Origin of the sequence: Marinobacter albus (assembly GCF_030238305.1) — a bacterium.
Classification (GTDB): Bacteria; Pseudomonadota; Gammaproteobacteria; order Pseudomonadales; family Oleiphilaceae; genus Marinobacter; species Marinobacter albus.
On sequence record NZ_JASSQD010000003.1, the window covers coordinates 566,868 to 592,845 of the forward strand.

Here is a 25,978-nt window from a genome sequence, read left to right on the forward strand (position 1 = left end):
GCTGGGGCAAACAATGAAAATCGTATCACACTTTCGCGACATGTAACCTCACCCGGCTCCATCGTCACCATGGCCGTGACTGGGTCCAACTTTTTCAGTCCGCCCGGTCTCCTCCCCAAACTCGCGGATAAAGATTCCCCAGAACGCCATGAACAGCGCCGCCACCAATGGCCCCATGACAAAACCGTTAACTCCGAACATGACGATGCCCCCCAGAGTGGACAACAGTACGATGTAATCGGGCAGCTTGGTATCGCGGCCCACCAGCACCGGGCGCAGGAGGTTGTCCGCCAGGCCGATAACCACAACGCCAAAAATGGTCAGTATCACTGCCTGGATCGTGTCCCCGACTGCGGCCAGGTAGATGGCGGCCGGCACCCAGACCAATGCTGCACCCACGGCCGGCAACAGGGATACGATGGCCATCACAACACCCCAGAGCAGTGCGCCGCTAATTCCCAGGATCCAGAAAATCAGACCGCCCAGAGCCCCCTGGATAATGGCGATCAGTAGATTGCCTTTCACGGTGGCCCGGGTTACCTCGGCAAACTTCGCGAACAGCAGTCGTTCACGCTCATCGCCGAGCGGCAGTGCCCGAATCATCAGCTCCACCAGCTTGGTGCCGTCGCGTAGCAGGAAGAACGCCAGATACACCATCAGTGCCAGGCCCAGGAAAAACTGAAAGGTATTCTGACCAACCCCAAGCGCCTGTTTTGCGAAAAACTGACTGCCACCGACAAAGATGTTGACCGCGCGGTCACGAATTTCGGCGAAATTGATATCAAACTGGGCCAGAAACGACTGGATGGCGGGGAATGACTTGTTCACCTGATCAATATACTCGCCCGGTCGTATTTCACCATCCTGGATCTGCTGGTAAACGCCGACACCCTCGGCGATGAGCGACGTTATCAGCACCAGCACCGGAATGACGACAATCACCATGCAAGTGACAAGCGTAATCAGGGCATTCACGTTCGGACGCTCTCCGATCTTGCGTACCAGCAGTTGCTGAACCGGGTGAAAAATCAGCGCGATGGCAACGGCCCAGAAAATGGGACCGAAAAACGGTTTCATGAGCCACACAAAGGCCAGGGAAACCCCCACCAACATCGCGAGAAAAGTCCGAGTTTCCAGTTTTGCGTACATAATTGTGGTTTTTCCTGACAAGTAAGAGCAAAAAGACGGCCCTGCCCGGCTTCAGCCGCAGAACAGGGCTAGCCTACCACGGCAACGTGGCCACTGTAGCCCGCTTCAGGTTATAGTGAACGGTTGTTGATCAGCTATTAAACAGGTCGCGCTGTTGGAACTGGAAACCTTTACACCGGAAACCGCCCTGGAAGCCGCCATTGAACTGCGCCGGGTGCTGGCAGCCCGTACCCACCGCCGCAAGGTGTTGGGGCAGGAGGTGCTGGTCCCGGGCCAGTTGGGTGAGGCACTGCAGCTGCCGCGTACCATCAACCGTCTGCAGAGCAAGCAACAACGGCAACGTGAACTCGGCCTGGACGATTTTCAGGAATTGTGGCCAACCCTTTCACCGACAACTCGCGAAAAAGTGCTGAATGGCATAGGCTGGTATGATCCGAAGGAGCTTGATTGGGAAGACAAGCGTTCCAACCGTCGACCAGTGGTCGATCCGGATAACTAACGCGTAATGGGGCAGGAGACTTTTATTTGTCACACTCCGTCCCTAGGTTGGACTTTATCAGGAGGATAATCATGAGCATAAACGATCAACATATCTACACTGCCCTGGTTGCTGAGGGCAGTGCCGTCCCGACCCTTCTCTGCGGTCATTGTGGTTCAATACTGTCCCGCGCCCGGATTTTCCGGAACGAAGGCGATCGCCTTCAGGACGTCAAATGCATGACCGTCGGTCTGTGTTCGGCCGACGATTGCGGCGCCGTAAACTGCTGCGATTCGGCCATGGCCAGCATTGAAAACCCGGACCAGCTATTTGGAATGGCGTCCTGATTCAAAGCGGCAACGCACTGTTACGCAACTCAAACACACAAAATTTCCATCTGCTTTATCCTGATCTTCGACGATTGTCTTATCGGCCTTCCAGTGCAGGAAGACCCGGACAATCACGCAACCAATCAGTCAGGACAGTCGATGGCATGCGTATTCTGAGAACCGATGAAGCCCGCTTCGCAGGCCTTCCGGATTACCCTTTTACTCCGCATTATCTTGATGTAGCGCCCAACCTGCGTATGCATTATGTGGACGAGGGCCCGGAGAGTGCTTCACCGGTGCTGATGCTGCACGGTGAGCCATCGTGGTCTTACCTCTACCGGCACATGATTCCGCAGGTGGCTGCGGCCGGCTACAGGGTTCTGGCGCCGGATCTGATCGGTTTCGGAAAATCCGACAAACCCGCGGCCGTCGAGGATTACAGCTACGAGCGACATATGGAATGGCTTGCGAGCTGGCTGGAAGCCCTGAATCTGACAAACGTCACCCTGGTTTGCCAGAACTGGGGGTCGCTGCTGGGTCTGAGACTGGCAGCAGAGCACCCTCAGCGTTTCAGTCGGATCATCGTCGGTAACGGAATGCTGCCGACCGGCGAGAATCGTGTCCCGACGGCGTTTTCACTGTGGAAGGCCTTTGCCAGCCACAGCCCCTGGTTTCCGATCGGGCGAATCGTCCAGCTCGGCACTGAACGGACCCTGTCCAAGGCAGAACTGGCCGCGTACGAAGCACCGTTCCCGACAGCGGATTACAAGGCGGGCGCCCGGGCATTCCCGAAGCTGGTTCCCCTGTCCGGTGATGATCCGTCGGGGGAAGCCAACAGGGAAGCCTGGAGAGTGTTGGAGAAATGGCGCAAGCCCTTCATCACCTGCTTTAGTAGCGGGGATCCGATTACCCGGGGCGGTGATCGCTACATGCAACGCCGAATCCCCGGCGCCCATGGTCAACCGCACATTACATTGCGAGGCGGGCACTTCCTGCAGGAAGACTCCCCAGAGGACTTTTCCCGCATCATTATAGATGCCCTGAAATCAGAAATGGCGGCCTGAGTCGCCCGGCGACAGTGCAGGACGTGGGTGGATGATATCAAGGGCCCAGCTCAGCGAACTGGCAGGTACGGGGCCACTTAGGTGCGGCAGGACCGCCGTTGGCCAGGTGTTAACCAGAGCCACGATGTGGGCATCGGAGAAGGTTTCAGGCGACTCGCAGAATTGCATCCAACCTCCCATTTCCCGTCCGCCCTTGCCTGAGAAGGGCATATGCCCGAATGACCAGCGCATCTCAATGTGCCGAGTGAATTCCGGGGTCGTATTGGGAATATAGGGTAACGCCGGGCACTGCTCCACGGGTTGAGCCTCGGATGCCGAAAGGGCATCCACCTGCACCACGGATTCCCGGTCGCCGACAACAACTGATCAAAGGTCATTCCTGAACCCTGTTAGCAACCTACCGGAAAAGGAAAGACTGCCTCAGATGCACCACCAAAGCAATAGTGGCGCACCGGCAACTACCTACAGGGATTAGGGGATTATGCATATTAAAGCAACGGCAAAGCGGCTATAATGCGGCCACATCGTGCATTGCCCGACAATGCCTTACCCCCCGAATTCCGAGTAAATCAATGTCAGAATTGTCCTTTGCCGAACTGGGTCTGGACCCGGCCGTACTTGAAGCCGTGACCGCTGTTGGCTATGAAAAACCGTCTCCCATTCAGGCTCAGTCCATCCCCGCACTGCTGGCCGGAAACCATCTTTTGGGTGTTGCCCAGACAGGTACCGGTAAAACAGCGGCCTTTGCGCTTCCTCTGCTGAGCCGAATTGACGCATCCATCACTGAGCCCCAGATTCTGGTGTTGGCTCCGACCCGGGAACTGGCCATTCAGGTGGCTGAGGCATTCACAACCTACGCCAGCAAGTTCCGCCAGTTCCATGTGCTGCCGATTTACGGCGGCCAGGATTTTTATCCCCAGATCAAGGGCCTGAGGCGCGGTGCCCAGGTTATTGTCGGCACCCCGGGGCGCATGCTCGATCATCTGCGCAAGGGTACCCTGAAACTGGACAGCCTCAAGGCTCTGGTTCTGGACGAAGCCGACGAAATGCTGCGCATGGGTTTCATTGACGATGTCGAAGCGATCCTGGCCAAGACGCCAGAGAACTGCCAGCGCGCCTTGTTCTCGGCCACCATGCCTCCTCAGATCAAGAAGGTCGCCCAGACCTACCTGCGCAACGCAACCGAAGTAAAAATCGAGAGCGAAACCCGGACGGTCGAGCGGATCTCCCAGTTCGTCCTGCCGGTCTACGCCGAGCGCAAGCTGGACGCCCTGACCCGCATCCTGGAAGTCGAACCGATCGATGCCGCCATTATCTTCGTGCGCACCAAGGCCGAAACCACCATGCTGGCGGAGAAACTGTCGGCACGCGGCCATGCCGTCGCGCCCCTGAGTGGCGATCTGAATCAGCGCCAGCGCGAGCAAACCGTTGAAGACCTGAAACGTGGCAAGAAAGACATCATCATTGCGACCGATGTAGCCGCCCGCGGTCTGGACGTCTCTCGCATCACTCACGTCATCAACTACGACGTGCCCTACGATACTGAAGCCTACATCCACCGGGTGGGCCGGACCGGTCGCGCCGGTCGTACTGGCAAAGCCATCCTGCTGGTCACTCCCCGTGAGCGCAGCTGGCTGAAGACCCTTGAGCGCGCCACCAATTCGCCGATGGAAGCCTACGAACTGCCCTCCCCCACTGATCTCAAGAAGATGCGGGAACAGCAGTTTGAGGCCCAGCTGCTGGGTTTCGCGGAGGACAAGAAACTGGCGAAGGCGATGTCGCTGCTCGACGAGATTGCCGAGCGTAATGAGATGGATATGGCGATGGTTGCCGGTGCCCTGGCGTGCTGGATGGAAGCTGCGCAGCCAGGCTCACTGCCGCTGGAGCAGCCGGAAGCCCTGCCGGTCGTTTCTGCCACCCCGCCCCGCCGTGATCGCAAAGGCGGGCGTCCTGGCGAGTTTCGCAAGGGCCCGAAAGGGGGCTTCAAGAAAGGCGGGCCCAAGGGCAAAGGCGGCCCAGGCGGTCGCGGTAAACCGCCCGGCAAGGGCGGCAAGCCCGCTGGAAAGCGCCCACCCCGCCAGGCTTAAGCCTGGCGCTGGTAGACGACGAAACTGTAGTCGTACGGATTGTTGTCGGACGCGGAGAAATCCTCCCGTCCGATCTCTTCCCACTGGCCCCAGTCCACTTCCGGAAAGAACGCGTCCCCGTCCACTTCTGCGTGCACCTGGGTGACGTACATTCGATCCACCATCGGTAGCGCCTCGGTATAGATCTGGCCGCCCCCGATGATCATCACCTCGTCCCCCCCTTCCAGCTCGGCCTGAGCCTCGGCTTTGACCAACGCATCCTGCAGCGACGTTGCCGCCACCGTGCCGGCGGGTGCCTGCCAGTCCGGATTCCGGGAAATAACCACGTTCATGCGACCCGGCAGTGGCCGACCAATGGAATCCCAGGTCTTACGCCCCATGATTATGGGCTTGCCCATGGTCGCCTGCTTGAAGTAGCGCAGGTCGCCCGGCAGGTACCAAGGGAGATTGTTGTTGCGACCGATGACCCGGTTACGGGACATGGCGACGATGAGGGCTTTCCTCATTTCGGATCCTCTTGCTTTGGCGTTGGCAAGCTCTACCTCCCGCCCGCAGTCAGGCTGAAGAAACAGTCAACTGAAGTTTAAATCGCGATCGGAGCCTTGATCCCCGGATAAGGGTCATAACCTTCGAACTCAAAATCTTCCAGTTCATACTCGAAGATGGATGCCGGTTTGCGCCTGATCACCAGCTTCGGCAGGGCACGCGGTTCACGTTTGAGCTGTTCGAAGACAATGTCGTCAGTCAAGTGGTTCTGGTACAGGTGGCAATCACCAAACGTATGCACGAACTCACCAACGTCCAGATCGCATTGCTGGGCGATCATATGTGTCAACAGGGCGTAAGAGGCAATATTGAACGGCACGCCGAGAAAGAGATCGGCGCTGCGCTGGTAGAGCTGGCAGGAGAGCTTGCCGTCGGCCACGTAGAACTGGAACAGGCAATGGCAGGGGGCCAGCGCCATACGACCTTGACGAACGTTATCCTGGGGGCCGATGGACTCGTCCGGAAGTTCGGCCGGATTCCAGGCCGAGACAATCAGGCGCCGGGAGTTCGGCTTGGCTCGGATCTGCTCAACCACTTCGCTGATCTGATCGACCACCCGACCGTCCGGGCACTGCCAACTACGCCACTGCTTGCCGTATATCGGTCCCAGGTCGCCATCGTCCAGGGCCCACTCGTTCCAGATCGACACCTTGCGCTCTTGCAGCCAGGAGTTGTCGGTGGAACCGTTCAGGAACCAGAGCAACTCGTAAATAATACTGCGCAGATGGACTTTCTTGGTGGTGACCAGCGGAAAACCATCCTGGAGATTGAAGCGGACCTGGCGCCCGAACACGGATCGCGTGCCGACGCCAGTCCGGTCACCTTTACCGTATCCGTTATCGACAACATCCTGCATCAGGTCGAGATAGGCTTTCATTCCGCATTTCTCCGGTAAGCAATGTACATAAGGGCGGCACCAGCCAAAATCATCGGCGTCGACAGCACTTGCCCCATGGTTAGCCAATCAAACGCCAGGTATCCAAGTTGCGGATCCGGTTCGCGCACGAATTCCACCATGAACCGGAACACGCCATAGAAAATCAGAAACATGCCGGACACCGCCATCCGCGGTCTGGGCTTTGCTGAAAACCACCACAGGATAACGAACAGCGCAACGCCCTCAAGGGCAAACTGATACAGCTGGGAGGGGTGCCGGGCCAGTGCATCCGGCGCAGTCGGAAAGACCATGCCCCAAGACACATCGGTCGGCTTGCCCCATAGTTCGCCATTGATAAAGTTACCAATACGACCCGCGCCTAGCCCAACCGGCACCAGCGGCGCTACGAAGTCAGCGATTTTCCAGAAACCGGCTCCGACTTTGCGCCCGTACCACCACATTGCCAGCATGACGCCCAGCAGGCCACCGTGAAAGGACATGCCGCCCTCCCAAACCCGCAGCAGCCAGAGGGGGTCCGCCAGGAAAACATCGAAATTGTAGAAGATCACGTAGCCAAACCGGCCACCGAGGATTACCCCAAGGGCCAGGTAGAACAGCAGGTCCCCCATCTGCTCTTCGTCGATCGGAGACCCTGGTTTGCGAGTACGCAAGCGCCCGAGCCACCAACCGGCAACAAACCCCACCAGGTAGGTCAGGCCATACCAATGAATCTTGAGTGGACCGATGGCAATGGCCACCGGATCAATCTGGGGATGCTGCAGCATCGACAACCTCTCAGCTCAAAAGAAAACGGAGCCCCACAAGAAGCAGGACGACGGCAAAAACTCGTTTCAGGACCACGGCATCCAACCGGTGCGCCAGCGTAGCCCCCACCCGGGCAAACACCACGCTGGTCAGGATGATACCCAGGAGTGCGGGCAGGTAAATAAACCCAACGCTGTACTCTGGCAGGTAGGTGTTGCCCCACCCCGTCCAGATGTTACCCAGTGCACCGGCGACGGCAATCGGTAAGCCACACGCCGCAGAGGTGCCCACCGCGTTCTGCATGCGCACATTGCACCAGGTCATATAGGGCACCGTCAGGGTGCCACCACCGATCCCGAAGATGGCAGAGGCCCAGCCAATTACTCCCCCGGAGGCGACAAGACCCGGTTGGCCCGGAACAACCCGCCCCGGCTTGGGGTTGGCACCGGTCAGCATCTTGATGGCGACCGCGATGACAAACACCCCGATCACCAGTTCCAGTGCCGGCCCGCTCAACAACGACGCTGACCAGGCGCCAATTATCGCGCCGACCACGATACCCACTGCCATGGGCCGAAAAATATCCCAACGGACGGCCCCGTGCCGGTGATGGGACCGGATGGAGCTGAGAGAGGTAAACACAATGGTCGCCAGAGAGGTGCCAACCGCCAGATGGGCTGCGATTTCAGGACTGATGCCCTGAAGACCGAAACTGAAAATCAGTACAGGGACAATAATAAGCCCGCCACCGATACCAAACAGACCCGCCAGCGTACCAGCAAGGGCACCAAGCGCCAGATAGGAAGCAAATACGTAAATCAGGGTCATCGCCTTGTCCATAGCCCCGCAGAACAAGGCTGGTATGATACACACCGCAACTGCCAACTTCATCAAATCCGGGAGTGCCACGCGACACTATGTGCCTTATCGCTTTTACCCTTGGCCAAAACGCCAACTTTCCCCTTGTGGTGGCTGCCAACCGGGACGAATTTTTCCGGCGCCCAACAGCGCCGATGGATTGGTGGGAGACCACGCAGGGCACCCGGATACTGGCCGGACGGGATTTGCAATCCGGCGGCACCTGGCTGGCAATTTCCGGCGACGGCACCGTCAGCGCGGTGACCAACGTACGCGAGGGCACCCCCGAAGACGGCCGCAACAGTCGTGGGGAACTGCCGTTGCGAGCCCTTGAGGAGCCGATCCCGGACCTCGCAGCCAGATTATCCGATGAACCCGGGCAGTACGCAGGGTTCAACCTTGTTTATCTGAACGATTCGTCGGGCTGGTATTACAGCAATCGCGACGCTCACCCCGGTCGGAACATACACCGCGGCGTCTACGGGCTTAGCAATCATCTGCTGCAAACGCCATGGCCCAAGTTGCTGCGCCTGAGGCAGGCCGTAGGCGATACCGTGGCATCGGCCGATAATGACGCCGAAGCATTACATCAGGAACTGATCGCCCTGCTTCAGGATACGACACCGGCTCCGGACCATTTGCTGCCGGATACCGGCGTCGGCATTGATACCGAGCGCTTCCTGTCTTCGCCGTTCATTGTCGGTGATTCCTACGGAACCCGCGCCACCACCATTGTCAGCGTCTCCCGAAGCGGTGAAATACGAGTCAGCGAACAGGGCTGGGGCCCCAATGCCGAACCCCACCCATGCCGGCGTTTCCACTGGCAGCGGTAGCCGGCAAGCTCTGATATAATCCGCGAAATTCTGCCACCCATCGGAGGGCCCCTGATGGCCAGTGAACAAGGCGCCACATCCATTGCCGATTTCGAAAAATCCCTTGATGAACTGGAAACGCTCGTCCGGGATCTGGAACAGGGCGAACTGTCTCTCGAGCAGTCACTGACCGCGTTCGAGCGCGGCGTCAAACTCACCCGGGAGTGCCAACAGGCCCTGAAAAGTGCCGAACAGCGGGTCGAGCAACTGGTCCAGAACAGCGATGGCACCCTGGAAACCCAACCGTTTACTCCGGACGATTCGGATTGATGACTGATCAGAACAAGCTGGCTCAGGACTTCCTTGAGACCTGTCGCGTCCGGGTGGACGCCGAACTCGAACGCTGCCTGGAGCACGGTTGCGCCTCCGAGCGACTGCAGGAAGCCATGCGCTACAGCGTGCTTGGCGGGGGCAAACGAATTCGCCCCGCCCTTTGTCTGGCTGCAGCCAAGGCGGCCGGGCAGACCGGTGACGAAGTGCTGGCGCCCGCCTGCGCGGTGGAACTGATCCATGCCTACTCTCTGATCCACGACGATTTGCCCGCCATGGACGATGACGAGTTGCGCCGGGGTCGTCCGACCACGCATATTGCGTTCGATGAGGCCACCGCGATTCTCGCCGGCGACGCGCTTCAGGCGCTGGCCTTCCGCTGGCTGTCCGGCAATGACAAGATCGAGGCGGCGGCACGACTTGCCATGGTGCATGAACTGGCTGGAGCAAGCGGCCACTACGGAATGGTCGGCGGCCAGGCCATTGATCTGGAGTCTGTTGGCAAAACCCTGTCCCTCGCCCAGCTCGAAACCATGCACCGGCACAAGACCGGGGCACTCATTGAGGCCAGCGTGAAGCTGGGTGCACTGACTGCCCCCGCCGTGCCCGAATCGGCACTTGGCAATCTGGGCACCTACGCCAAGGCACTGGGCCTGGCCTTCCAGGTGCAGGACGACCTGCTGGACATCGAAGGCGATACCGCGGTTATTGGCAAGCCCCAGGGTTCGGATGCCGCACGCGCCAAGCCCACCTACCCGGCCCTGCTCGGCGTGGCCGGTGCCAGGGAGCATCTGGCCGCACTGCTTGCCAGTGCCCAGGAAAGTCTGAGGGACTTCGGCCCCGAGGCCGATCCACTGCGGGCGATGGCCGATTATGTGGTGGCACGGACCCATTGAATCCCGGCGCCTGAAGGGCGCACACTGAGCTTAACAATCTCGCAATAACTGGCCCAATGGGTGTGAAACAGGCGGCCCTGTTCCCCTATAATGCCAAGCAGTTGCCGAACATTCCGGAAAAGACCCGAGCAGATGCAGGACACTTATATTTTCAAGGAAATCCCGTCACAGCGGCCCAATACCCCTATGCTGGACCGAATGGATTCACCGGCTCAGCTGCGAGAGCTGCCCGCTGACCAGCTTACGCAGCTGGCCAGGGAGCTGAGGGCGTTTCTGCTGTGGTCGGTCGGACAGACCGGAGGCCATTTCGGCGCAGGCCTGGGCGTACTGGAACTGACCGTTGCCCTGCATTACGTGTTCAACACCCCGGAAGACCGCCTGGTCTGGGATGTGGGCCATCAAGCCTACCCCCACAAGATACTGACCGGCCGGCGGGAACAGATGGGCACGATTCGTCGCAAGGACGGTCTGGCCGGATTCCCGAAGCGGGCTGAAAGTGAGTACGATACCTTCGGCGTGGGCCATTCCAGCACTTCCATCAGCGCTGCACTGGGCATGGCCATCGCCGCGCGTCTTCAGAAAACCGGTCGCAAGAGCATTGCCGTGATCGGCGATGGCGCCATGACCGCGGGCATGGCCTTCGAGGCCCTGAACCATGCCGGCCACCTGCATGCGGACATGCTGGTTATTCTGAACGACAACGACATGTCGATTTCCCGTAACGTCGGCGGCCTGTCCAATTATTTCGCCAAACTGCTTTCCAGCCGGACCTACAATCAGGTCCGGGACAGCAGCAAGAAGGTACTTCAGGGCACACCACATCTGATGGCACTGGCGAAAAAGACCGAAGAACACTTCAAGGGCATGATTGCGCCCGGCACCCTGTTCGAGGAGCTGGGATTCAATTACATTGGCCCGATCGATGGCCACGACCTGCCGCTGCTGGTCGAAACCCTGGAGAACATTCGGGAGTTGGAAGGCCCACAATTCCTGCACGTAGTGACCACCAAGGGCAAGGGCTTCGCGCCGGCCGAGGCAGACCCCATTGGCTACCATGCCATTAACAAGATCGACCCGGTGCCGCCCAGCAAGCCGGAACCGGTCAAGCCCAAGCCGGCGAAGCCCAAGTACGCCAACGTTTTCGGCCAATGGCTGTGTGATGCTGCGGCCCAGGACGAGCGGGTCGTGGGCATCACTCCGGCCATGTGCGAAGGCTCGGACCTGCTGGCCTTCTCCGAACGTTTCCCGGACCGTTATTTCGACGTCGCCATTGCCGAACAGCATTCGGTCACTCTGGCTGCTGGTCTGGCCTGCGACGGTGCCAAGCCGGTGGTGGCAATCTATTCCACGTTTCTGCAACGCGGCTACGACCAGCTGATACACGACGTCGCCATTCAGAATCTGGATGTTCTGTTCGCCATTGACCGCGCTGGACTGGTCGGTGAAGACGGGCCAACCCACGCCGGCGCGTTCGATATCAGTTACCTTCGCTGCATTCCGAACATGGTGGTCATGACACCTTCCGACGAGAATGAAACCCGGCAATTGCTGCACACGGGGCTGATGTTCAGTGGCCCCGCCGCGGTACGATACCCGCGCGGCACCGGTCCCGGCGTGGCAATCCAACAGGAGTTGCAGGCGCTGCCCATGGGCAAGGGGCGCCGCGTTCGCGAAGGCAGCGGTGTGGCCATCCTGAATTTTGGCACGCTGCTGGCGCCGGCGCTGGAAGCCGCAGAGGCACTGGGTGCCACGGTCGCGGACATGCGTTTTGTGAAACCACTGGACGAGGAACTGGTGCTGGCGCTCGCCGAGCAACATGAGTTACTGGTGACCCTGGAAGAAAACGCCATTGCCGGCGGTGCAGGCAGTGCCGTAACAGAGTTCCTGAATCGGTGCGAGGTTCTGATGCCCGTGCTACAACTGGGCCTGCCTGACACCTTCATTGACCACGGCAAGCACGGCGAACTGCTCGAAGATTGCGGGCTCGACGCCGACGGCATTCGGATTGCCATTGCAGAGCGCATGGAACGCCTGCAGCGCCAGAGCCTGAAAGCGGTCAAGTAGACCGGTCGCAGGCACAAAAAAGCCCGCCATAACGGCGGGCTTTTCTTTGGGCGGACCGACAGCGCGGCATTATCCCTCGGGATCGTCGTCCTGATGAGTCTCAAACCAGTGTCCGAGCTTACTTTGCTTGGTGTCGAGGTAGTGCTCGTTATGGGGGTTGCGCCCCACGTGCAGGGGCACCCGCTCGGCTATGTCGATGCCATAGGACGACAGGGCCTTTACCTTGCGGGGGTTGTTGGTCATGAGCCTCAGGCTTTTGATGCCCAGGTGCTCCAGCATGTCCTTGCACATGCTGTAATCCCGAAGATCCGCCGCAAAGCCGAGCCGTTCATTGGCTTCTACGGTGTCCGCGCCCTGATCCTGCAGGTGGTAGGCACGAATCTTGTTCAACAGCCCAATACCCCGACCTTCCTGACGCAGATACATGAGGATCCCCCGACCTTCCCGGGCTATGCTGCGCAAGGCCTCTTCGAGTTGATAACCACAGTCACATCGCATGCTGTAAAGCGCATCACCGGTCAGGCACTCGGAGTGGGTCCGGGCAAGCATGGGTTCCGTGCTGTTCAATTCACCCAGTGTCAGTGCTATGTGTTCTTTGCCAGTGTCCGGTTCTTCAAAGCCGTGCATGTCAAACACCCCGAACGGGGTCGGCAACCGGCAGGTCTGGATGTAACGAACAGCCACAGTCGTTCCTCGTGGTTCAGTCAATCGGGCCGCGCATTCTATCACGCGGCCGTCGGCTTGGCGTAGTCCCGGCACTGTAGCTCCTCCGATGATGTTGAGATATCGGTGATTTACGCACCGGCGATCCGCCCGGATTAAACCTCAGGGACTTTCCGCCACCCAATGGCCGCTGCGCCCACCTTTTTTCTCGAGCAGGCGGACCGCCCCTATTTCCATGCCGCGATCCACTGCCTTACACATGTCATAGAGGGTCAGAGCCGCAACGCTGGCTGCGGTCAGCGCTTCCATTTCCACACCGGTCTGACCAGAGAGCTTGCAGCGGGTCAGGATGTGGACCGAAGCGCCATCATCTCCAGGCGTCAGCTCTACTTTCACCGAGGTAAGGTTAAGTGAATGGCACAGGGGGATCAGCTCATGGGTTTTCTTGGCGGCCATGATGCCCGCAATTCGGGCAACCGCCAGCACATCACCCTTGGGATGTTCACCCTCAATAATCATATTCAGGGTTGCCGGTGCCATGCGTATCGTGGCCTCGGCGCGTGCCTCACGTTCGGTGACCGCTTTCTCGGTCACATCGACCATGCGGGCCTCACCCTTGTCATCAAGATGCGTCAGTTTGCTCACAATGTCTCCAGGAATTGTTGAACGGGAATGACTACTGCAGGAGGACGAGCATACCAGATGACCGGCGACACCGCCGTCAACCGTCAGAGTTCAGGCCACCAGAACCGGATGCCCGCCACACCCTGACCGCCTTCGTCACGGGCACGTGTTACATCGTCGGGCCCCAGTCCACCGAGAGCATAGACAGGAACCCGGGCGGCAGCCGCCAGGCGTCTGAATTCATCCCAGCCGATTGCTTTGGCTTCCGGATGGGTGGCGGTAGGCTTAACCGGTCCAAGGGTGACATAGTCCGCCCCCAGCGCGGTCGCGTGGGCAATCTGCCCGGCATCATGACAGGACACGCCAAGCCAGGCGCCATGAGAAATCGGGCGGGCCGACAACGCGGCAGCTTCCCGCCCGGGCAGATGCAGCCCGGCAGCCCCCGGGGTTTCCCGGTACATCGCAGGGCCGCCATGGACAATCAGTCCGACACCAGCCTCGCTGCACTCCGGCAGCGAGTGTCTTGACAATCGCAGGTATTCCACCGGCGCCAGGGCGGGCGCTCGCAGAACGACCAGGCCCGCCGACGATCGCGCCAGCGAGGCCCGTAATGCCGACACGCCGTCAGTCACATTCCCGATGGCACCGGTGATAGGCAGGACCGCGGGCAACCTCAGGGCCCGGATGATTGGCCGGTTGGCAGCGGGAAAGTCCTCATCCCGCAGTTCATCGGGCAACACCCACTCCACCGGCTGACCTTCACGGCCCTCGGCAACTCCAGCAGCGTCCTGCGTGCGCCAGACGTCCAGAAACACTCGCTTGTCGCCGTAGTCATGGCGAATCCCGATGACCGGCTCCAGGGAGCTCTCAGACACGCTCAGACCAGTCTCTTCCGCAATCTCCCGAATCAGGGCCTGCTGCACCGTCTCACCAGGCTCAACCTTGCCACCGGGGAACTCCAGCAACCCACCCTGATGCACATGATCTGGCCGCCGGGCAATCAGCACCCTGCCATCACGTATCACCACTGCCACTGCAACATGCACCTCTCTGACCACAGAGCTCAGCCCGGTCATGCTCAAGTCCGGTACTCGGCATTGATGGTGACGTAGTCGTGGGAGAAGTCGCAGGTCCAGATTGTTTCCCTCACATCACCGCGTTTCAGGTCGATGGCAATGGTGATCTCTTCCCGGTCCATGACTGCCTGGCCCCGTTCTTCCGAGTAGTCGTCAGCACGCCCACCGTTTCGGACCAGGCACACATCGCCCAGGAAAATCTCCAGGGCATTGAGATCCAGATCGGGAACACCCGCCCGTCCCACAGCCGCCAGAATCCGCCCCCAGTTGGGGTCCGAGGCAAACAACGCGGTCTTCACCAGAGGCGAATGGGCGACCGTATAGGCGACATCCAGTGCTTCCTTCTGGCCCGCGGCGCCCGCAACGTCAATCGTAACAAACTTGGTGGCACCCTCACCGTCCCGGACGATGGCGTGGGCCAGTTCCAGGTATACCTGCTCCAGCGCCTCCCGCAGTTTCGCCAGCGTCGGGCTGTCGGGCCTGATTTCCGGTCCCCCATACTGACCGCTGGCCATCAGCATGCAGCAGTCGTTGGTCGAGGTATCACCGTCAATGGTGATGCGGTTGAAGGATTTTTCTCCAAGCTCGACGGCCAGCGCCTGCAACAACCCGGGCTCAATGCGGGCATCGGTCGCGATGAACCCCAACATGGTTGCCATGTTCGGACGAATCATCCCGGCACCCTTGCTGATCCCGGAGATGGTCACGGTATGACCGTCAAGATCGAGCTGACGGGACGCTCCCTTGGGACGAGTATCCGTGGTCATGATACCGCTGGCTGCCTCGGCCCAACGGTTCTCATCGGTATTCGCAAGCGCCTCGGGAAGTGCCCGGACAATCTTCTCAACGGGTAACGGCTCGCCTATCACTCCGGTGGAAAATGGCAGCACCTCCTCCGGGCTAACGCCGGCCCTCTCGGCCAGGGCGCCACAGCAGGCAATAGCATCGGTCATACCTCGCTCGCCGGTACCCGCATTGGCATTACCGGTATTGATAAGCAGATAGCGCGGCGCCTTCTGTGCCAGGTGTCGGCGACTCAGGGTCACCGGCGCCGCACAGAACTGGTTACGGGTAAAAATACCTGCAACGCGGCTTTCCGGCGCCAGCTCAAACAACACAATGTCCTTTCGTCCGGGCTTCTTGATGCCGGCACTGGCAATGCCCAGCTTGACTCCGGCAACCGGGAAAAATTCGGGCAAGGTTCCGGGACCTACCGCCATCCTGCAACTCCTCTGATAACGCCTGAAACAGGCAATTCAAAACGCAAAAACCCGCAGCCTGACCATGTCAGGTTGCGGGTCTCCAACTCTCATTCAGTGTCGGTGTTCAGCTGACCTTGCCGTGACACTGCTTGTACTTCTTGCCAGACCCGCACGGACACGGTTCATTGCGCCCCACCTTTGGTTCCTGCCGGACAAAGGTTTCCGGGGTACCCGCAGGCTGCTGCGCACCCTGGGCCTCTCGCTCACGCTGGCTCTCGGCGGTCGCGCTGGTCTGGTCATGGCGCAGGCGAGCCCGGGCCAGCTCCTGCTCAAGCTCCTGCTTGCGACGACGCTCGACCTCTTCCATCTCCTCGCGGCTCTGAACCCGGACGTGACAAAGCACGCGAGTGACGTCGCGCTTCATGGTTTCAAGCATGTCCTCAAACAGGTTAAAGGCCTCGCGCTTATACTCCTGCTTGGGGTTCTTCTGGGCGTAGCCACGCAGATGGATACCGCGACGCAGGTGATCCATGTTGGAAAGGTGTTCCTTCCACAGAGTATCCAGCACCTGCAGGAAGACCTGCTTCTCGAACTTGCGCATCGCCTCGGAGCCGGCTATCTCTTCCTTCGCCTTGTAGGCGGTCACAACCTCGTCGAGAATTTTCTGACGGAGATTTTCCTCGTACAGGTTGCTGTCCTCTTCCAGCCATTTCTGAACCGGCAGATCCAGGGCCATCTCCGACTGGAGCTGGGATTCCAGCCCGGCGACATCCCACTGCTCCGGCATGCTCTGGGGCGGGATATACTCGCTGATCAAAGTTTCGACGACATCGGCCCGGATGGTGTCCACCATCTCGGAGATGTCCTCAGAGGACATCACCTCGTTGCGCTGCTCATAGATGACTGTCCGCTGATCGTTGGCCACGTCGTCGTATTCCAGCAGGGTTTTCCGCATGTCGAAGTTGCGACCTTCCACCTTGCGCTGGGATTTCTCGATGGCGTTGGTGACCATGCGGTGCTCGATAGCCTCGCCCTTCTTCATGCCCATGGCCTGCATCAGGCTCTTGACCCGATCTGGCGCAAAGATCCGCATGAGGTTGTCTTCCAGGGACAGGAAGAAGCGAGAGGAACCCGGATCACCCTGACGACCGGCACGACCGCGCAGCTGGTTATCGATACGACGGGACTCGTGGCGCTCGGTGCCGATGATGTGCAGACCGCCGGCGTCCAGCACCTGATTGTGACGTTCGGTCCACTCGGCCTTGATCTTCGCGATATCTTCCTCGGACGGGTTCTCCATGTCCGCGACTTCGAATTCCCAGTTACCGCCCAGCACGATGTCGGTACCACGACCCGCCATGTTGGTGGCAATGGTAACCGCTCCGGGACGGCCGGCCTGGGCAATGATCAGGGCTTCGGAATCGTGCTGCTTGGCGTTCAGGATCTTGTGCTCGATCCGGGCCTTCTTGAGCAGCATTGACAACAGTTCGGAGGCCTCGATGGACGCCGTACCCACCAGAATCGGGCGGCCCTCGGTGGTGACATCCTTGATCTCGTCGATGATGGCGTGGAATTTTTCGTCCTGGGTCAGATAGACAAGGTCGTTGTAATCAATCCGCTGAATCGGCTTGTTGGGCGGAATGACCACGACGTCCAGGCCGTAAATCTGACGGAATTCAAAGGCTTCGGTATCCGCGGTACCGGTCATACCCGCGAGTTTGTCGTACAGACGGAAATAATTCTGGAAGGTGGTGGAGGCCAAGGTCTGGCTCTCCGCCTGGATATCAACTCCTTCCTTGGCCTCAACGGCCTGATGCAGACCTTCGCTCCAGCGGCGGCCGGGCATGGTGCGTCCGGTATGCTCGTCGACAATCACCACCTGGCCACCCTGGACGATGTAGTCAACGTCTTTCTGGAACAGATGGTGCGCACGCAGAGCCGAGTGCACATGGTGCAGCAGGCTCAGGTTGGCGGCCGAGTACAGACTCTCACCTTCCCTCAGGAGGCCCTCTTTCAGCAGCAGCTCTTCGACCCGTTCATGGCCAGCCTCAGTAAGTTCCACCTGCCGGGACTTTTCATCAATAGTGAAATCACCTGTGGGTTCGCCTTCCTCGGGCACCTCACCCTGCTCCAGGTTTGGAATCAGCTCATTGATCGCCTTGTACATCTTGGAGCTGTCTTCGGCAGCGCCAGAAATAATCAGCGGAGTACGGGCCTCGTCAATCAGGATGGAGTCCACTTCGTCCACGATGGCGTAGTTGAGTCCTCGCTGCACCTTGTCTTCGGTGCTGAACGCCATGTTGTCCCGAAGGTAGTCGAAGCCAAACTCGTTGTTGGTGCCGTAGGTGATGTCAGCCTGATAGGCAGCGCGCTTCTCTTCCTGCGGCTGACCCGATGCCACCACGCCGACCTGCAGTCCGAGGAAGCGGTACAGCTTGCCCATCCACTCGGCGTCGCGGCGAGCGAGGTAGTCGTTCACCGTCACCAGGTGCACCCCTTTGCCGGGTAACGCATTCAGATAGACCGATGCCGTCGCTACCAGCGTCTTGCCCTCGCCGGTCTTCATTTCGGCGATATGCCCTTCATGGAGCGTTATCGCACCCACCAGCTGCACATCGTAGTGGCGCATGCCCATGACTCGACGACCCGCCTCCCGAACCGTGGCAAAAGCCTCCGGCATAACGGCTTCAAGGGTCTCACCTTCATCGATACGCCGACGGAACTCAGCGGTCTTGCCCTGCAACTCAGTATCAGACAGATTGCCAAACTGCTCCTCAAGTTCATTAATGCGCGACACAACCTTGCGCATTCTCTTGATTTCCCGGGCGTTTTTACTGCCGAACATTTTGGTTGCAAGCTTTGCGAACATAGACCACTGCTTCTTTGATTAAACGGAGGAAGCCGGCATTCTAACCTTATTTCGCGACAGGACAAAAGGTGGGCCTCACAGCCGCCGGATTTGATATAACTTACTGATGTGTTCGGACCGCCGGCGCGGATGATTACAGATGCTGCCGGCGATTACGGGACTCAGGGAAAGGCAAGAAAACCGGGATGAAAACGCGCCTAGTTGCTCGAACGGGCGATGTATTTTACCGGATCTTTGGAGCGACCGTTGTCCAGAACCTCGAAATGCACATGCGGCCCGGTCGACCGGCCAGTGCTGCCCATCAGGGCGACTACCTGCCCTTTCTGGACCACATCACCGACCTTGACCTTGATGGTCTTGCAGTGCCCGTACCGGGTCACCAGGCCATCACCATGGTCGATTTCCACGAGGTTGCCGTAGCCGTACCGGTCTCCCGCCCAGGTAACGACGCCACCAGCCACCGAAATGATGTCACTGCCATCCTTACCCGCCAGGTCGACGCCGTCGTGCCAGGTACGCTTGCCGGTGAAGGGATCGGAGCGGTACCCGTACTTGGAGGAGAGCCAGCCCCAGGTGATCGGGCGCCCCTCGACAAACATCTCCTCCTCCAGCTTCTTACGGGAGGCAAGCTTGTCCAGCAGGCGCAACTGCTGTTCGCGGTCATCGAGTTGGGCTTCCAGTCGCTCGATCATGGCGGTCAGACCGGGCGCGGTGAAGGACTCTTTCTCAGTACCGCCTTCCGGACCACCAACGGCTGCTGGCTCGCTAAAATTGAACTCCTCACTGGCGACCAGTCCGGATTCAACAAACCGCTGTCCGAGTGCATCCAACCGGAGCAGGCGACCCTGCATCGCACCCAAACGAAGCGTCAGCGCGTCAATCTGCTGCTGAACTTCCTGCTCCACCGCGACCAGCTCGGACTTCTGCTCATCCAGGCGCGCTTTCCAGTGGGCAACCAATCCGGAAGGAGTCGGCTTCTCTGCTTCGGCTTTACTGATCGCGACCTGATAGCCCGCCCAGCCAGCACAACCGAGCAAGGCAAGCACAAGAAGAACAAGGCCGATGGCGACGGCGCCGTTCAGTGCCACCACACGGGATTTCCCATGGTGCTTGCCAACAAGGATAATGTTCATATTGTCATCTGGTTTCATCGTTGAGCCGCAACCTGGTTCCTGTAGTGTTGCGCCCCGGAAGTTTCCGAGTGGGCTTGCCGTCCATGACAACAACTACGTACCTAAAAAGTCGCAGCGCCCGGGTAGACATAGTGAGTTTCCACAATGTAAAACGAGTCTAATACAGGCACTACGCACAAACCGTGCCGAAGTGTAACCAATCGTAAACGAATTCGTCGAGTGAACGGTCGTCAATGAAGCGAAAAAGTGAACAGAAATTGAGCTTCGACAAACTCGGTGGCACGCCGGTTTTGAAAGATCTTGTCGCCAGGGCGGAACTTCATCGCCAGGCAGAAGAACAGGTTCTTGGCGCTGTGCCGCCGGCACTTGCAGCCGGAACCCGATTTGTCAGTTGCCATGAAGGAGAGCTCGTGCTGTCCGCAGAGACCGCAGGCAAGGCCAGCCAGATCCGTTTTCGCCAGCACGAAATCATGGAAAAGGTCCGCGAATATGAGCTGTTCCGGTACGTCTGGAAGCTGAAGGTCAAAGTGACCCCACCCCGCTTTCGGGAGAAGCCGGCATTCAGAAAAGCGCCGCTCAGCAAAGAAAATGCCCGGCTCCTCAAAGAGGAAGCCGGGCACACGAAGGATAAAAAACTACGCGAGGTTCTCGAAAAACTCGCAAGCCACGTCCGGGATTAAGGCGTCCTGCCTTAAGCCTGGGCCGCCAGCACAGGTTTCATGTAGGAGATAGGCGCGGTGGCTTCGTCGTCAAACGTGACCACTTCCCATGCATCCTCTTCTGCCCTGAGCTTGCGGAGCAGCTTATTGTTCAGGTCGTGACCGGACTTGATACCACGGAACTCACCAATCAGGCTGTTGCCCAGCAGGTAAAGGTCACCGATGGCGTCCAGGACCTTGTGCTTGACGAACTCGTCGTCGTAACGAAGACCGTCTTCGTTAAGAATCTTGTAGTCGTCAACCACAATGGCGTTATCCACGCTACCACCCAACGCCAGATTCATCGCCCGCAGCTTTTCAATATCACGCATGAACCCGAAAGTCCGGGCGCGACTCACTTCCTTGACAAAGGAAGTGCTGGAAAAGTCGACAGTGGCGGTCTGGGCACGGCCCTTGAAGACCGGATGGTCGAAATCGATGCCGAAGCTGACCTTGAAGCCCTCAAACGGCAGGAAGGTGGCTTTCTTGTCACCCTCTTCAATGGTCACTTCGCGCTTGATGCGAATGAAACGCTTGGCAGCTTCCTGCTCGGCGATGCCGGCAGACTGGAGCAAAAACACAAACGGTCCCGCAGAACCATCCATGATCGGCACCTCGGCAGCACTGAGTTCCACAAAGCAGTTATCGATACCGAGACCAGCCATGGCTGACAGCAGATGCTCTACTGTTGCCACACGGACACCGTCTTTTACCAGCGTCGTGGACAGCATGGTCTCACCCACATTTTCCGCGCAGGCACGAATCTCGACCGCTGGGTCCAGATCGGTCCTCCGGAAGATGATTCCCGAGTCAACCGGCGCGGGCTTCAGGGTCAGGTATACCTTCTCTCCTGAGTGCAGCCCCACACCCGTTGCTCGGATAGTGTTTTTTAGTGTCCGTTGTCTGATCATCGGTTCATTATTCCGTCACAAAATGTCGATATTCTGAGCAAAAATCTGCCCGGAGAATATCAGAAAGTAATACTGAGTACCATTTAACCAGCTTGGCTTTGCGTCAAATTTACAATAAGCCAACGTTCGGTAATCAGTGCACGTTTTTTCCGGATTAATGGTTCATTATTTTTTACATTCCATGGAGCCAAACCCCAAACCGGACCAAAGTTACAACAGATTATCAATCAGCCTGCCGACGGAGGAATGCGGGAATGTCGAGATAGTCGACCCCCTGCTCTTCGCTCTCTTTGCTCTGATCAATCGCCACGTTACCGTGAGATACGGCACGGCGGCGCAGAACGGCCGGACGATCAAGCTGGTTGTAGTCGGTTTTGCCGTCCAGGGTGCGGGTATTGTCCACCACCTTGGTCGGCTTCTCGCGATCCCCTCCCAGGCCAGTCGCAACCACGGTTACCTTGAGCTCATCAGTCATCTCCGGATCAATCACTGTGCCCACGACGACGGTGGCGGAATCAGACGCGAATTCGCGCACGATGTCACCAACTTCAGAGAACTCGCCCAGGTTGAGATCCATACCAGCGGTGATGTTGACCAAAATACCCTTGGCACCCTGCAGGTTGATATCCTCCAGCAATGGGCTGCGGACAGCAGCTTCGGCGGCTTCGCGGGCCCGGTTTTCGCCGGTCGCGCGGGCGGTGCCCATCATCGCCATACCCATCTCCGACATGACCGTCTTTACGTCGGCAAAGTCGACGTTGATCATGCCGTTGCGGGTAATCAGGTCGGCAATGCCCTGAACCGCGCCGAGCAATACGTCGTTGGCTGAGGCGAAGGCATCCAGCAGGCTGGTCTTCTTGCCCATGACCGCCAGCAATTTCTCGTTCGGGATGGTGATCAGCGAGTCAACGCTTTCTTCCAGTTCCTTCAGGCCGGACTCGGCAACGCTCATGCGCTTGCCACCCTCAAACATGAAAGGCTTGGTGACGACGGCAACGGTCAGGATCCCGAGCTCACGGGCGACTTCCGCGACCACCGGCGCAGCCCCCGTTCCGGTACCACCCCCCATGCCGGCGGTGATGAACACCATGTCCGCGCCCTTGAGCGACTCAGCGATGCGATCCCGGTCTTCGAGGGCTGACTGACGCCCCACCTCCGGGTTTGCACCCGCACCCAGCCCCTTGGTGATGTTGCCACCCAGCTGGATGATCTGCCGGGCATCCATATCGGTCAGTGCCTGGGCATCGGTGTTGGCGCAGATGAACTCCACACCTTCAATGTCGCTGTTGAGCATGTGACGTACGGCATTACCGCCACCACCACCAACACCGACGACTTTAATGACAGCGTTTTGCTGGACATTATCGACGAGTTCAAACATTCCCCTACTCCTTCGTGCTGTTTTATTCAGCCTTTCCAGGCTGTTATTTCGAGATTGTGTTTTCGAGATACCTTCGTTTACTGCCTTCCCGGTGCCGTCAGAAATGACCGGTGAACCAGGCTTTCATTCGCTCAAACAGCGTGGGTGCTTCCTCACCCTTGAGCACTGGCGTCCGCCCAAGATCCATCTGGCGGAAGCCATGAATCAGCAACCCCACGCCCGTGGCGTAAATAGGGTTGTTGACCACTTCCGTCATGCCGGAAACCGCCTGCGGACAGGCCAGCCTTACCGGCATGTGGAAGATTTCTTCGGCCAGTTCCACCACGCCTTCCATGGTGGAGGAACCGCCTGTAATCACGATGCCCGCGGGAATCAGGTCCTCGAAGCCTGAGCGTCGCAACTCCGACTGCACAAGGGTGAACAACTCCTCATAACGAGGTTCCACTACCTCGGCCAGGGCCTGACGGGACAGGTCCCGCGGTGCTCGGTCGCCGACACTCGGGACCTTGATGGTTTCATCTGCACCCGCCAATTGGGTCAGGGCGCAGGCATACTTGATCTTGATCTCCTCGGCGTTTTGCGTGGGCGTGCGCAGTGCCATGGCAATGTCGTTGGTGACCTGGTCACCGGCGATGGGGATCACCGCGGTGTGGCGGATAGCGCCGCCGGTAAAGACGGCGATGTCCGTGGTGCCGCCACCGATGTCCACAACACAGACTCCAAGCTCTTTTTCGTCCTCGGTCAGGATCGCGTGGCTGGAGGCCAGTTGCTCCAGAATGATGTCGTCCACCTCCAGGCCACAGCGCTTCACGCATTTCTCAATGTTCTGAGCGGCGTTCACCGCACAGGTCACCAGGTGCACCTTCGCTTCAAGGCGCACACCGGACATGCCCATCGGCTCCTTGATGCCCTCCTGGCTATCAATCACGAATTCCTGCGGCAGGATGTGCAGGATTTTCTGATCTGCCGGAATCGCTACTGCCTGGGCGGCATCAATCACCCGATCGATATCGGCCTGGGTCACTTCGCGGTCACGGATCGCAACAATGCCATGGGAGTTCAGGCTCTTGATGTGGCTGCCGGCAATGCCCGCAAACACCGAATGGATGCGGCAACCTGCCATCAATTCAGCTTCCTCCACTGCGCGCTGGATGGCCTGGACCGTGGTTTCAATATTGACCACGACCCCACGCTTCAGCCCTCGCGAGGGGTGCGAGCCAATACCCACCACCTCAATGGTGCCGTCCATCTTGCGTTTGCCGACAATCGCAACCACCTTCGATGTTCCGATATCGAGGCCGACAATCATGTTTTCCGTTTCAACCGATGACATGTATCTCACCAAACCGTGGTCTGAATTAACCGTTACTATGATTTCGGGCCGGAAGCGGATTCCGCCGCTTTCCACTGCACCGCGACACCGTTGGTGTAACGGGCATCCACCCGACTGACTTCATCCGACCGTGACGCCAGCCGGGTTTCATACACTGTGATAAACCGTTCAAACCTCTGCTCTACCTGATCCCGACCCAGCACCACTTCGATGCCGTTGGCCAACTGCAGCGTCCAGGCACCGCGCTGCTCCAGTGACAGCCCCGCAAAGTTCAGACCGTGGCTAACCAGTTGTTCACTCATGATCTGAGCCATCTTGATGACGTCCCGTACCCGCTCATCCGGACCAGCCAGCCTCGGCAGCCGCCCCGCGACCTGCGGATTGGCCGGCGCAAACAGTTCCCCGGTCCGACTCACCAGGCGCCCGTCGGTCCAGTAGGCCAACGGCTTTTTCTCCCGGATATCGATCACCAGGCGATCGGGCCACACCCGGCGCACGGCGGCCGACTCAACCCAGGGCCTTTGCTCCAGATTGGCCTTGATCTCCGACAGGTCCGTGGCGAAATAACTCTTGCCAATCCAGTTACCGGCAGCCCGTTCAATCGCCACCCGGCTGTCGCCGATAAATTCGCCATTCACGTCGACCGCCATAAATTGCTGGTCCATGGCTCCCAGCACCTTGCTGGTGCCCCAGGGCACCAGCGCCGCCAACAACACGATCACCGCGCCCATGCCCACCTGCAGCCAGGGCACCGCGGCGAGCACCGCCTTCAACACACCAAACCGGTCCCGCTCGGGCCCGAGGGACGTAGCCCCCCGGCGCCGCGAGGGTTCGGACGGTACCGCCCGACTCCGGATCAGCAGTGTCTCAAGCATCGGCGTCCTCCAGGGTGTCGCGCAGAATCCGGACCACCAGTTCTTCGAAACTGATCCCGGCGGCTTTCGCAGCCATCGGCACCAGACTGTGGTCGGTCATGCCCGGCACTGTGTTCACTTCCAGCAACCAGAACTGGCCATCTTCGTCCTGCATGATGTCCACCCGCCCCCAGGTCCGGCAGCCGACTACCCGAAAGGCGTCCAGCGCCAACTGTTGCAGACGGAGCTCGTCCTCCGGTGCAAGGCCGCAGGGAATCCGGTAATGGGTATCATCGGCCAGGTACTTGGCGTCATAGTCGTAGAACACATGATCGGTGCTCAGGCCGATGGCCGGCAGTGCCTGATCCTGCAGAAGACTGACCGTGAACTCCGGACCCTCGATCCACTCCTCCACCAGCACCAGGGTGTCCAGCGCTTCCGCTTGCTTATAGGCCTCTGCCAGCTCCGCGGCATTGCTGACCTTGCGGATACCAATGCTCGACCCCTCCCGGGAAGGCTTTACGCTCAGCGGCGGTCTCAGCACGGCGACAATCTGCTCGGCCTCATCTGCAGCGGCCATGGTGCGGAACCTGGGGGTCGGCAGCCCGCAACCTTCGAACACGTACTTGGTGCGCAGTTTGTCCATCGCCAGCGCAGACGCCAGCATCTCACTGCCGGTGTAGGGAATCCCGGCCTGAGACAGAATGGCCTGTAACGTACCGTCTTCTCCGCCGCGGCCGTGCAGAGCGATAAAGACACGGTCGAAATTCGGGTTCTCGGCGGTCTTCAGCAAGCAGCCGCGAACGTCGACCGCAAAAGCATCGACACCGGCCGACACCAGTGCTGACAACACTGCCTTGCCGCTCTTCAGGGACACTTCGCGCTCGGCGGAATCCCCCCCCATGAATACCGCAACTCGGCCCAGCGCCCGGACGAGTTCCGGGGGCGCCTGGTAGGCCTGAGGTTCGGGATGTTGCAT

General features: G+C 59.2%; 26 protein-coding genes. 9 read left to right on the top strand and 17 right to left on the bottom strand.

All coding sequences use genetic code 11. From position 1 onward, the window contains the following. Nucleotides 1-48 precede the first annotated feature (48 nt). Complete coding sequence (locus QQF73_RS17515) at nucleotides 49-1,149, bottom strand: AI-2E family transporter (protein WP_219868620.1); 1,101 nt, start codon at nucleotides 1,147-1,149, stop codon at nucleotides 49-51. A 154-nt stretch (nucleotides 1,150-1,303) separates the two neighbouring features. On the opposite strand from QQF73_RS17515, the gene QQF73_RS17520 reads away from it, so the two are divergent. The 3 genes from QQF73_RS17520 to QQF73_RS17530 all read left to right on the top strand — a co-directional run bounded on the left by QQF73_RS17520 (nucleotide 1,304) and on the right by QQF73_RS17530 (nucleotide 3,020). Further along, nucleotides 1,304-1,648 carry a hypothetical protein gene (locus QQF73_RS17520; protein WP_219868621.1) on the top strand — a complete coding sequence of 115 codons (345 nt, stop codon included), beginning with the start codon at nucleotides 1,304-1,306 and terminating at the stop codon, nucleotides 1,646-1,648. 71 nt (nucleotides 1,649-1,719) lie between these two features. Continuing rightward, a complete protein-coding gene (locus tag QQF73_RS17525; protein WP_228743581.1) occupies nucleotides 1,720-1,974 on the top strand; it encodes a hypothetical protein in 255 nt (84 codons plus the stop codon). Nucleotides 1,975-2,120: 146 nt separating this feature from the next. Beyond that, the gene (locus QQF73_RS17530) at nucleotides 2,121-3,020 is read left to right on the top strand and encodes a haloalkane dehalogenase (protein WP_219868622.1); all 900 of its coding nucleotides are present in this window, start codon (nucleotides 2,121-2,123) and stop codon (nucleotides 3,018-3,020) included. On the opposite strand, the gene QQF73_RS17535 is transcribed toward QQF73_RS17530, so the two are convergent. Next, nucleotides 3,003-3,356 (bottom strand): thioesterase family protein, encoded by a 354-nt coding sequence (locus QQF73_RS17535; protein ID WP_285368993.1) that lies wholly within the window; start codon nucleotides 3,354-3,356, stop codon nucleotides 3,003-3,005. The genes QQF73_RS17530 and QQF73_RS17535 overlap by 18 nt on opposite strands. Before the next feature lie 236 nt (nucleotides 3,357-3,592). Between QQF73_RS17535 and QQF73_RS17540 the strand changes: the two genes are divergently transcribed. Then, nucleotides 3,593-5,107 carry a DEAD/DEAH box helicase gene (locus tag QQF73_RS17540; RefSeq protein ID WP_219868624.1) on the top strand — a complete coding sequence of 505 codons (1,515 nt, stop codon included), beginning with the start codon at nucleotides 3,593-3,595 and terminating at the stop codon, nucleotides 5,105-5,107. On the opposite strand, the gene QQF73_RS17545 is transcribed toward QQF73_RS17540, so the two are convergent. From QQF73_RS17545 to QQF73_RS17560, 4 genes are all read right to left on the bottom strand, one after another. After that, a complete protein-coding gene (locus QQF73_RS17545) occupies nucleotides 5,104-5,613 on the bottom strand; it encodes a dihydrofolate reductase (RefSeq protein WP_219868625.1) in 510 nt (169 codons plus the stop codon). The genes QQF73_RS17540 and QQF73_RS17545 overlap by 4 nt on opposite strands. Before the next feature lie 77 nt (nucleotides 5,614-5,690). After that, nucleotides 5,691-6,530 carry a thymidylate synthase gene (locus QQF73_RS17550; RefSeq protein WP_219868626.1) on the bottom strand — a complete coding sequence of 280 codons (840 nt, stop codon included), beginning with the start codon at nucleotides 6,528-6,530 and terminating at the stop codon, nucleotides 5,691-5,693. Next, a complete protein-coding gene (lgt, locus tag QQF73_RS17555; RefSeq protein WP_219868627.1) occupies nucleotides 6,527-7,315 on the bottom strand; it encodes a prolipoprotein diacylglyceryl transferase in 789 nt (262 codons plus the stop codon). Before lgt ends, QQF73_RS17550 begins: the two co-directional genes overlap by 4 nt. Nucleotides 7,316-7,325: 10 nt before the next feature. Then, nucleotides 7,326-8,123: a sulfite exporter TauE/SafE family protein gene (locus tag QQF73_RS17560; protein ID WP_219868628.1), complete on the bottom strand. Its 798-nt coding sequence runs from the start codon at nucleotides 8,121-8,123 to the stop codon at nucleotides 7,326-7,328. A gap of 89 nt (nucleotides 8,124-8,212) precedes the next feature. On the opposite strand from QQF73_RS17560, the gene QQF73_RS17565 reads away from it, so the two are divergent. The 4 genes from QQF73_RS17565 to dxs all read left to right on the top strand — a co-directional run bounded on the left by QQF73_RS17565 (nucleotide 8,213) and on the right by dxs (nucleotide 12,255). Then, complete coding sequence (locus tag QQF73_RS17565) at nucleotides 8,213-8,986, top strand: NRDE family protein (RefSeq protein WP_219868629.1); 774 nt, start codon at nucleotides 8,213-8,215, stop codon at nucleotides 8,984-8,986. Between the two features lie 54 nt (nucleotides 8,987-9,040). Continuing rightward, nucleotides 9,041-9,295, top strand: a complete 255-nt coding sequence (locus QQF73_RS17570; protein WP_219868630.1) for an exodeoxyribonuclease VII small subunit — start codon at nucleotides 9,041-9,043, stop codon at nucleotides 9,293-9,295. Beyond that, nucleotides 9,295-10,191: a polyprenyl synthetase family protein gene (locus QQF73_RS17575; protein ID WP_219868631.1), complete on the top strand. Its 897-nt coding sequence runs from the start codon at nucleotides 9,295-9,297 to the stop codon at nucleotides 10,189-10,191. The genes QQF73_RS17570 and QQF73_RS17575 overlap by 1 nt, the downstream gene beginning before the upstream one ends. Nucleotides 10,192-10,323: 132 nt before the next feature. Beyond that, nucleotides 10,324-12,255, top strand: coding sequence for a 1-deoxy-D-xylulose-5-phosphate synthase (dxs, locus tag QQF73_RS17580; RefSeq protein ID WP_219868632.1), 1,932 nt, complete (start codon nucleotides 10,324-10,326; stop codon nucleotides 12,253-12,255). 69 nt (nucleotides 12,256-12,324) lie between these two features. Here the strand turns inward: dxs and ribA are convergent, their stop codons facing one another. The 6 genes from ribA to QQF73_RS17610 all read right to left on the bottom strand — a co-directional run bounded on the left by ribA (nucleotide 12,325) and on the right by QQF73_RS17610 (nucleotide 19,822). After that, nucleotides 12,325-12,939: a GTP cyclohydrolase II gene (ribA, locus tag QQF73_RS17585; protein WP_219868633.1), complete on the bottom strand. Its 615-nt coding sequence runs from the start codon at nucleotides 12,937-12,939 to the stop codon at nucleotides 12,325-12,327. A 141-nt stretch (nucleotides 12,940-13,080) separates the two neighbouring features. After that, nucleotides 13,081-13,563, bottom strand: coding sequence for a cyclic pyranopterin monophosphate synthase MoaC (gene moaC / locus QQF73_RS17590; RefSeq protein WP_285368997.1), 483 nt, complete (start codon nucleotides 13,561-13,563; stop codon nucleotides 13,081-13,083). Nucleotides 13,564-13,646: 83 nt separating this feature from the next. Continuing rightward, nucleotides 13,647-14,618 (bottom strand): Nudix family hydrolase, encoded by a 972-nt coding sequence (locus QQF73_RS17595; RefSeq protein ID WP_285368998.1) that lies wholly within the window; start codon nucleotides 14,616-14,618, stop codon nucleotides 13,647-13,649. Nucleotides 14,619-14,620: 2 nt separating this feature from the next. Further along, nucleotides 14,621-15,838, bottom strand: coding sequence for a bifunctional glutamate N-acetyltransferase/amino-acid acetyltransferase ArgJ (gene argJ, locus QQF73_RS17600; RefSeq protein WP_219868635.1), 1,218 nt, complete (start codon nucleotides 15,836-15,838; stop codon nucleotides 14,621-14,623). A gap of 106 nt (nucleotides 15,839-15,944) precedes the next feature. Continuing rightward, entirely contained in the window at nucleotides 15,945-18,689 is a 2,745-nt protein-coding gene (gene secA, locus QQF73_RS17605; protein ID WP_219868636.1) for a preprotein translocase subunit SecA, read from the bottom strand. A 197-nt stretch (nucleotides 18,690-18,886) separates the two neighbouring features. Then, nucleotides 18,887-19,822: a M23 family metallopeptidase gene (locus QQF73_RS17610; protein WP_228743582.1), complete on the bottom strand. Its 936-nt coding sequence runs from the start codon at nucleotides 19,820-19,822 to the stop codon at nucleotides 18,887-18,889. A gap of 233 nt (nucleotides 19,823-20,055) precedes the next feature. Here QQF73_RS17610 and QQF73_RS17615 point away from each other — a divergent pair, with 233 nt between their 5' ends. Then, nucleotides 20,056-20,502 (top strand): DUF721 domain-containing protein, encoded by a 447-nt coding sequence (locus tag QQF73_RS17615; protein ID WP_219868638.1) that lies wholly within the window; start codon nucleotides 20,056-20,058, stop codon nucleotides 20,500-20,502. An 11-nt stretch (nucleotides 20,503-20,513) separates the two neighbouring features. On the opposite strand, the gene lpxC is transcribed toward QQF73_RS17615, so the two are convergent. From lpxC to QQF73_RS17640, 5 genes are all read right to left on the bottom strand, one after another. Then, nucleotides 20,514-21,431: a UDP-3-O-acyl-N-acetylglucosamine deacetylase gene (gene lpxC / locus QQF73_RS17620; RefSeq protein WP_219868639.1), complete on the bottom strand. Its 918-nt coding sequence runs from the start codon at nucleotides 21,429-21,431 to the stop codon at nucleotides 20,514-20,516. A 223-nt stretch (nucleotides 21,432-21,654) separates the two neighbouring features. Next, nucleotides 21,655-22,812, bottom strand: a complete 1,158-nt coding sequence (ftsZ, locus tag QQF73_RS17625) for a cell division protein FtsZ (RefSeq protein ID WP_219868640.1) — start codon at nucleotides 22,810-22,812, stop codon at nucleotides 21,655-21,657. Nucleotides 22,813-22,909: 97 nt separating this feature from the next. After that, complete coding sequence (gene ftsA, locus QQF73_RS17630) at nucleotides 22,910-24,145, bottom strand: cell division protein FtsA (RefSeq protein WP_219868641.1); 1,236 nt, start codon at nucleotides 24,143-24,145, stop codon at nucleotides 22,910-22,912. A 35-nt stretch (nucleotides 24,146-24,180) separates the two neighbouring features. Next, entirely contained in the window at nucleotides 24,181-25,020 is an 840-nt protein-coding gene (locus QQF73_RS17635; RefSeq protein ID WP_219868642.1) for a cell division protein FtsQ/DivIB, read from the bottom strand. Then, the gene (locus tag QQF73_RS17640) at nucleotides 25,013-25,978 is read right to left on the bottom strand and encodes a D-alanine--D-alanine ligase (protein WP_219868692.1); all 966 of its coding nucleotides are present in this window, start codon (nucleotides 25,976-25,978) and stop codon (nucleotides 25,013-25,015) included. Before QQF73_RS17640 ends, QQF73_RS17635 begins: the two co-directional genes overlap by 8 nt.

Bases quoted from the DNA above. Each gene is read 5' to 3' on its own strand.
- QQF73_RS17515 (WP_219868620.1), bottom strand. From the start codon at position 1,149: ATGTACGCAAAACTGGAAACTCGGACTTTTCTCGCGATGTTGGTGGGG.
- QQF73_RS17525 (WP_228743581.1), top strand. From the start codon at position 1,720: ATGAGCATAAACGATCAACATATCTACACTGCCCTGGTTGCTGAGGGC.
- QQF73_RS17530 (WP_219868622.1), top strand. From the start codon at position 2,121: ATGCGTATTCTGAGAACCGATGAAGCCCGCTTCGCAGGCCTTCCGGAT.
- QQF73_RS17540 (WP_219868624.1), top strand. From the start codon at position 3,593: ATGTCAGAATTGTCCTTTGCCGAACTGGGTCTGGACCCGGCCGTACTT.
- QQF73_RS17545 (WP_219868625.1), bottom strand. From the start codon at position 5,613: ATGAGGAAAGCCCTCATCGTCGCCATGTCCCGTAACCGGGTCATCGGT.
- QQF73_RS17550 (WP_219868626.1), bottom strand. From the start codon at position 6,530: ATGAAAGCCTATCTCGACCTGATGCAGGATGTTGTCGATAACGGATAC.
- lgt (WP_219868627.1), bottom strand. From the start codon at position 7,315: ATGCTGCAGCATCCCCAGATTGATCCGGTGGCCATTGCCATCGGTCCA.
- QQF73_RS17560 (WP_219868628.1), bottom strand. From the start codon at position 8,123: ATGACCCTGATTTACGTATTTGCTTCCTATCTGGCGCTTGGTGCCCTT.
- QQF73_RS17565 (WP_219868629.1), top strand. From the start codon at position 8,213: ATGTGCCTTATCGCTTTTACCCTTGGCCAAAACGCCAACTTTCCCCTT.
- QQF73_RS17570 (WP_219868630.1), top strand. From the start codon at position 9,041: ATGGCCAGTGAACAAGGCGCCACATCCATTGCCGATTTCGAAAAATCC.
- QQF73_RS17575 (WP_219868631.1), top strand. From the start codon at position 9,295: ATGACTGATCAGAACAAGCTGGCTCAGGACTTCCTTGAGACCTGTCGC.
- dxs (WP_219868632.1), top strand. From the start codon at position 10,324: ATGCAGGACACTTATATTTTCAAGGAAATCCCGTCACAGCGGCCCAAT.
- QQF73_RS17595 (WP_285368998.1), bottom strand. From the start codon at position 14,618: ATGACCGGGCTGAGCTCTGTGGTCAGAGAGGTGCATGTTGCAGTGGCA.
- argJ (WP_219868635.1), bottom strand. From the start codon at position 15,838: ATGGCGGTAGGTCCCGGAACCTTGCCCGAATTTTTCCCGGTTGCCGGA.
- secA (WP_219868636.1), bottom strand. From the start codon at position 18,689: ATGTTCGCAAAGCTTGCAACCAAAATGTTCGGCAGTAAAAACGCCCGG.
- QQF73_RS17610 (WP_228743582.1), bottom strand. From the start codon at position 19,822: ATGAACATTATCCTTGTTGGCAAGCACCATGGGAAATCCCGTGTGGTG.
- QQF73_RS17615 (WP_219868638.1), top strand. From the start codon at position 20,056: ATGAAGCGAAAAAGTGAACAGAAATTGAGCTTCGACAAACTCGGTGGC.
- lpxC (WP_219868639.1), bottom strand. From the start codon at position 21,431: ATGATCAGACAACGGACACTAAAAAACACTATCCGAGCAACGGGTGTG.
- ftsZ (WP_219868640.1), bottom strand. From the start codon at position 22,812: ATGTTTGAACTCGTCGATAATGTCCAGCAAAACGCTGTCATTAAAGTC.
- ftsA (WP_219868641.1), bottom strand. From the start codon at position 24,145: ATGTCATCGGTTGAAACGGAAAACATGATTGTCGGCCTCGATATCGGA.
- QQF73_RS17635 (WP_219868642.1), bottom strand. From the start codon at position 25,020: ATGCTTGAGACACTGCTGATCCGGAGTCGGGCGGTACCGTCCGAACCC.
- QQF73_RS17640 (WP_219868692.1), bottom strand. From the start codon at position 25,978: ATGCAACATCCCGAACCTCAGGCCTACCAGGCGCCCCCGGAACTCGTC.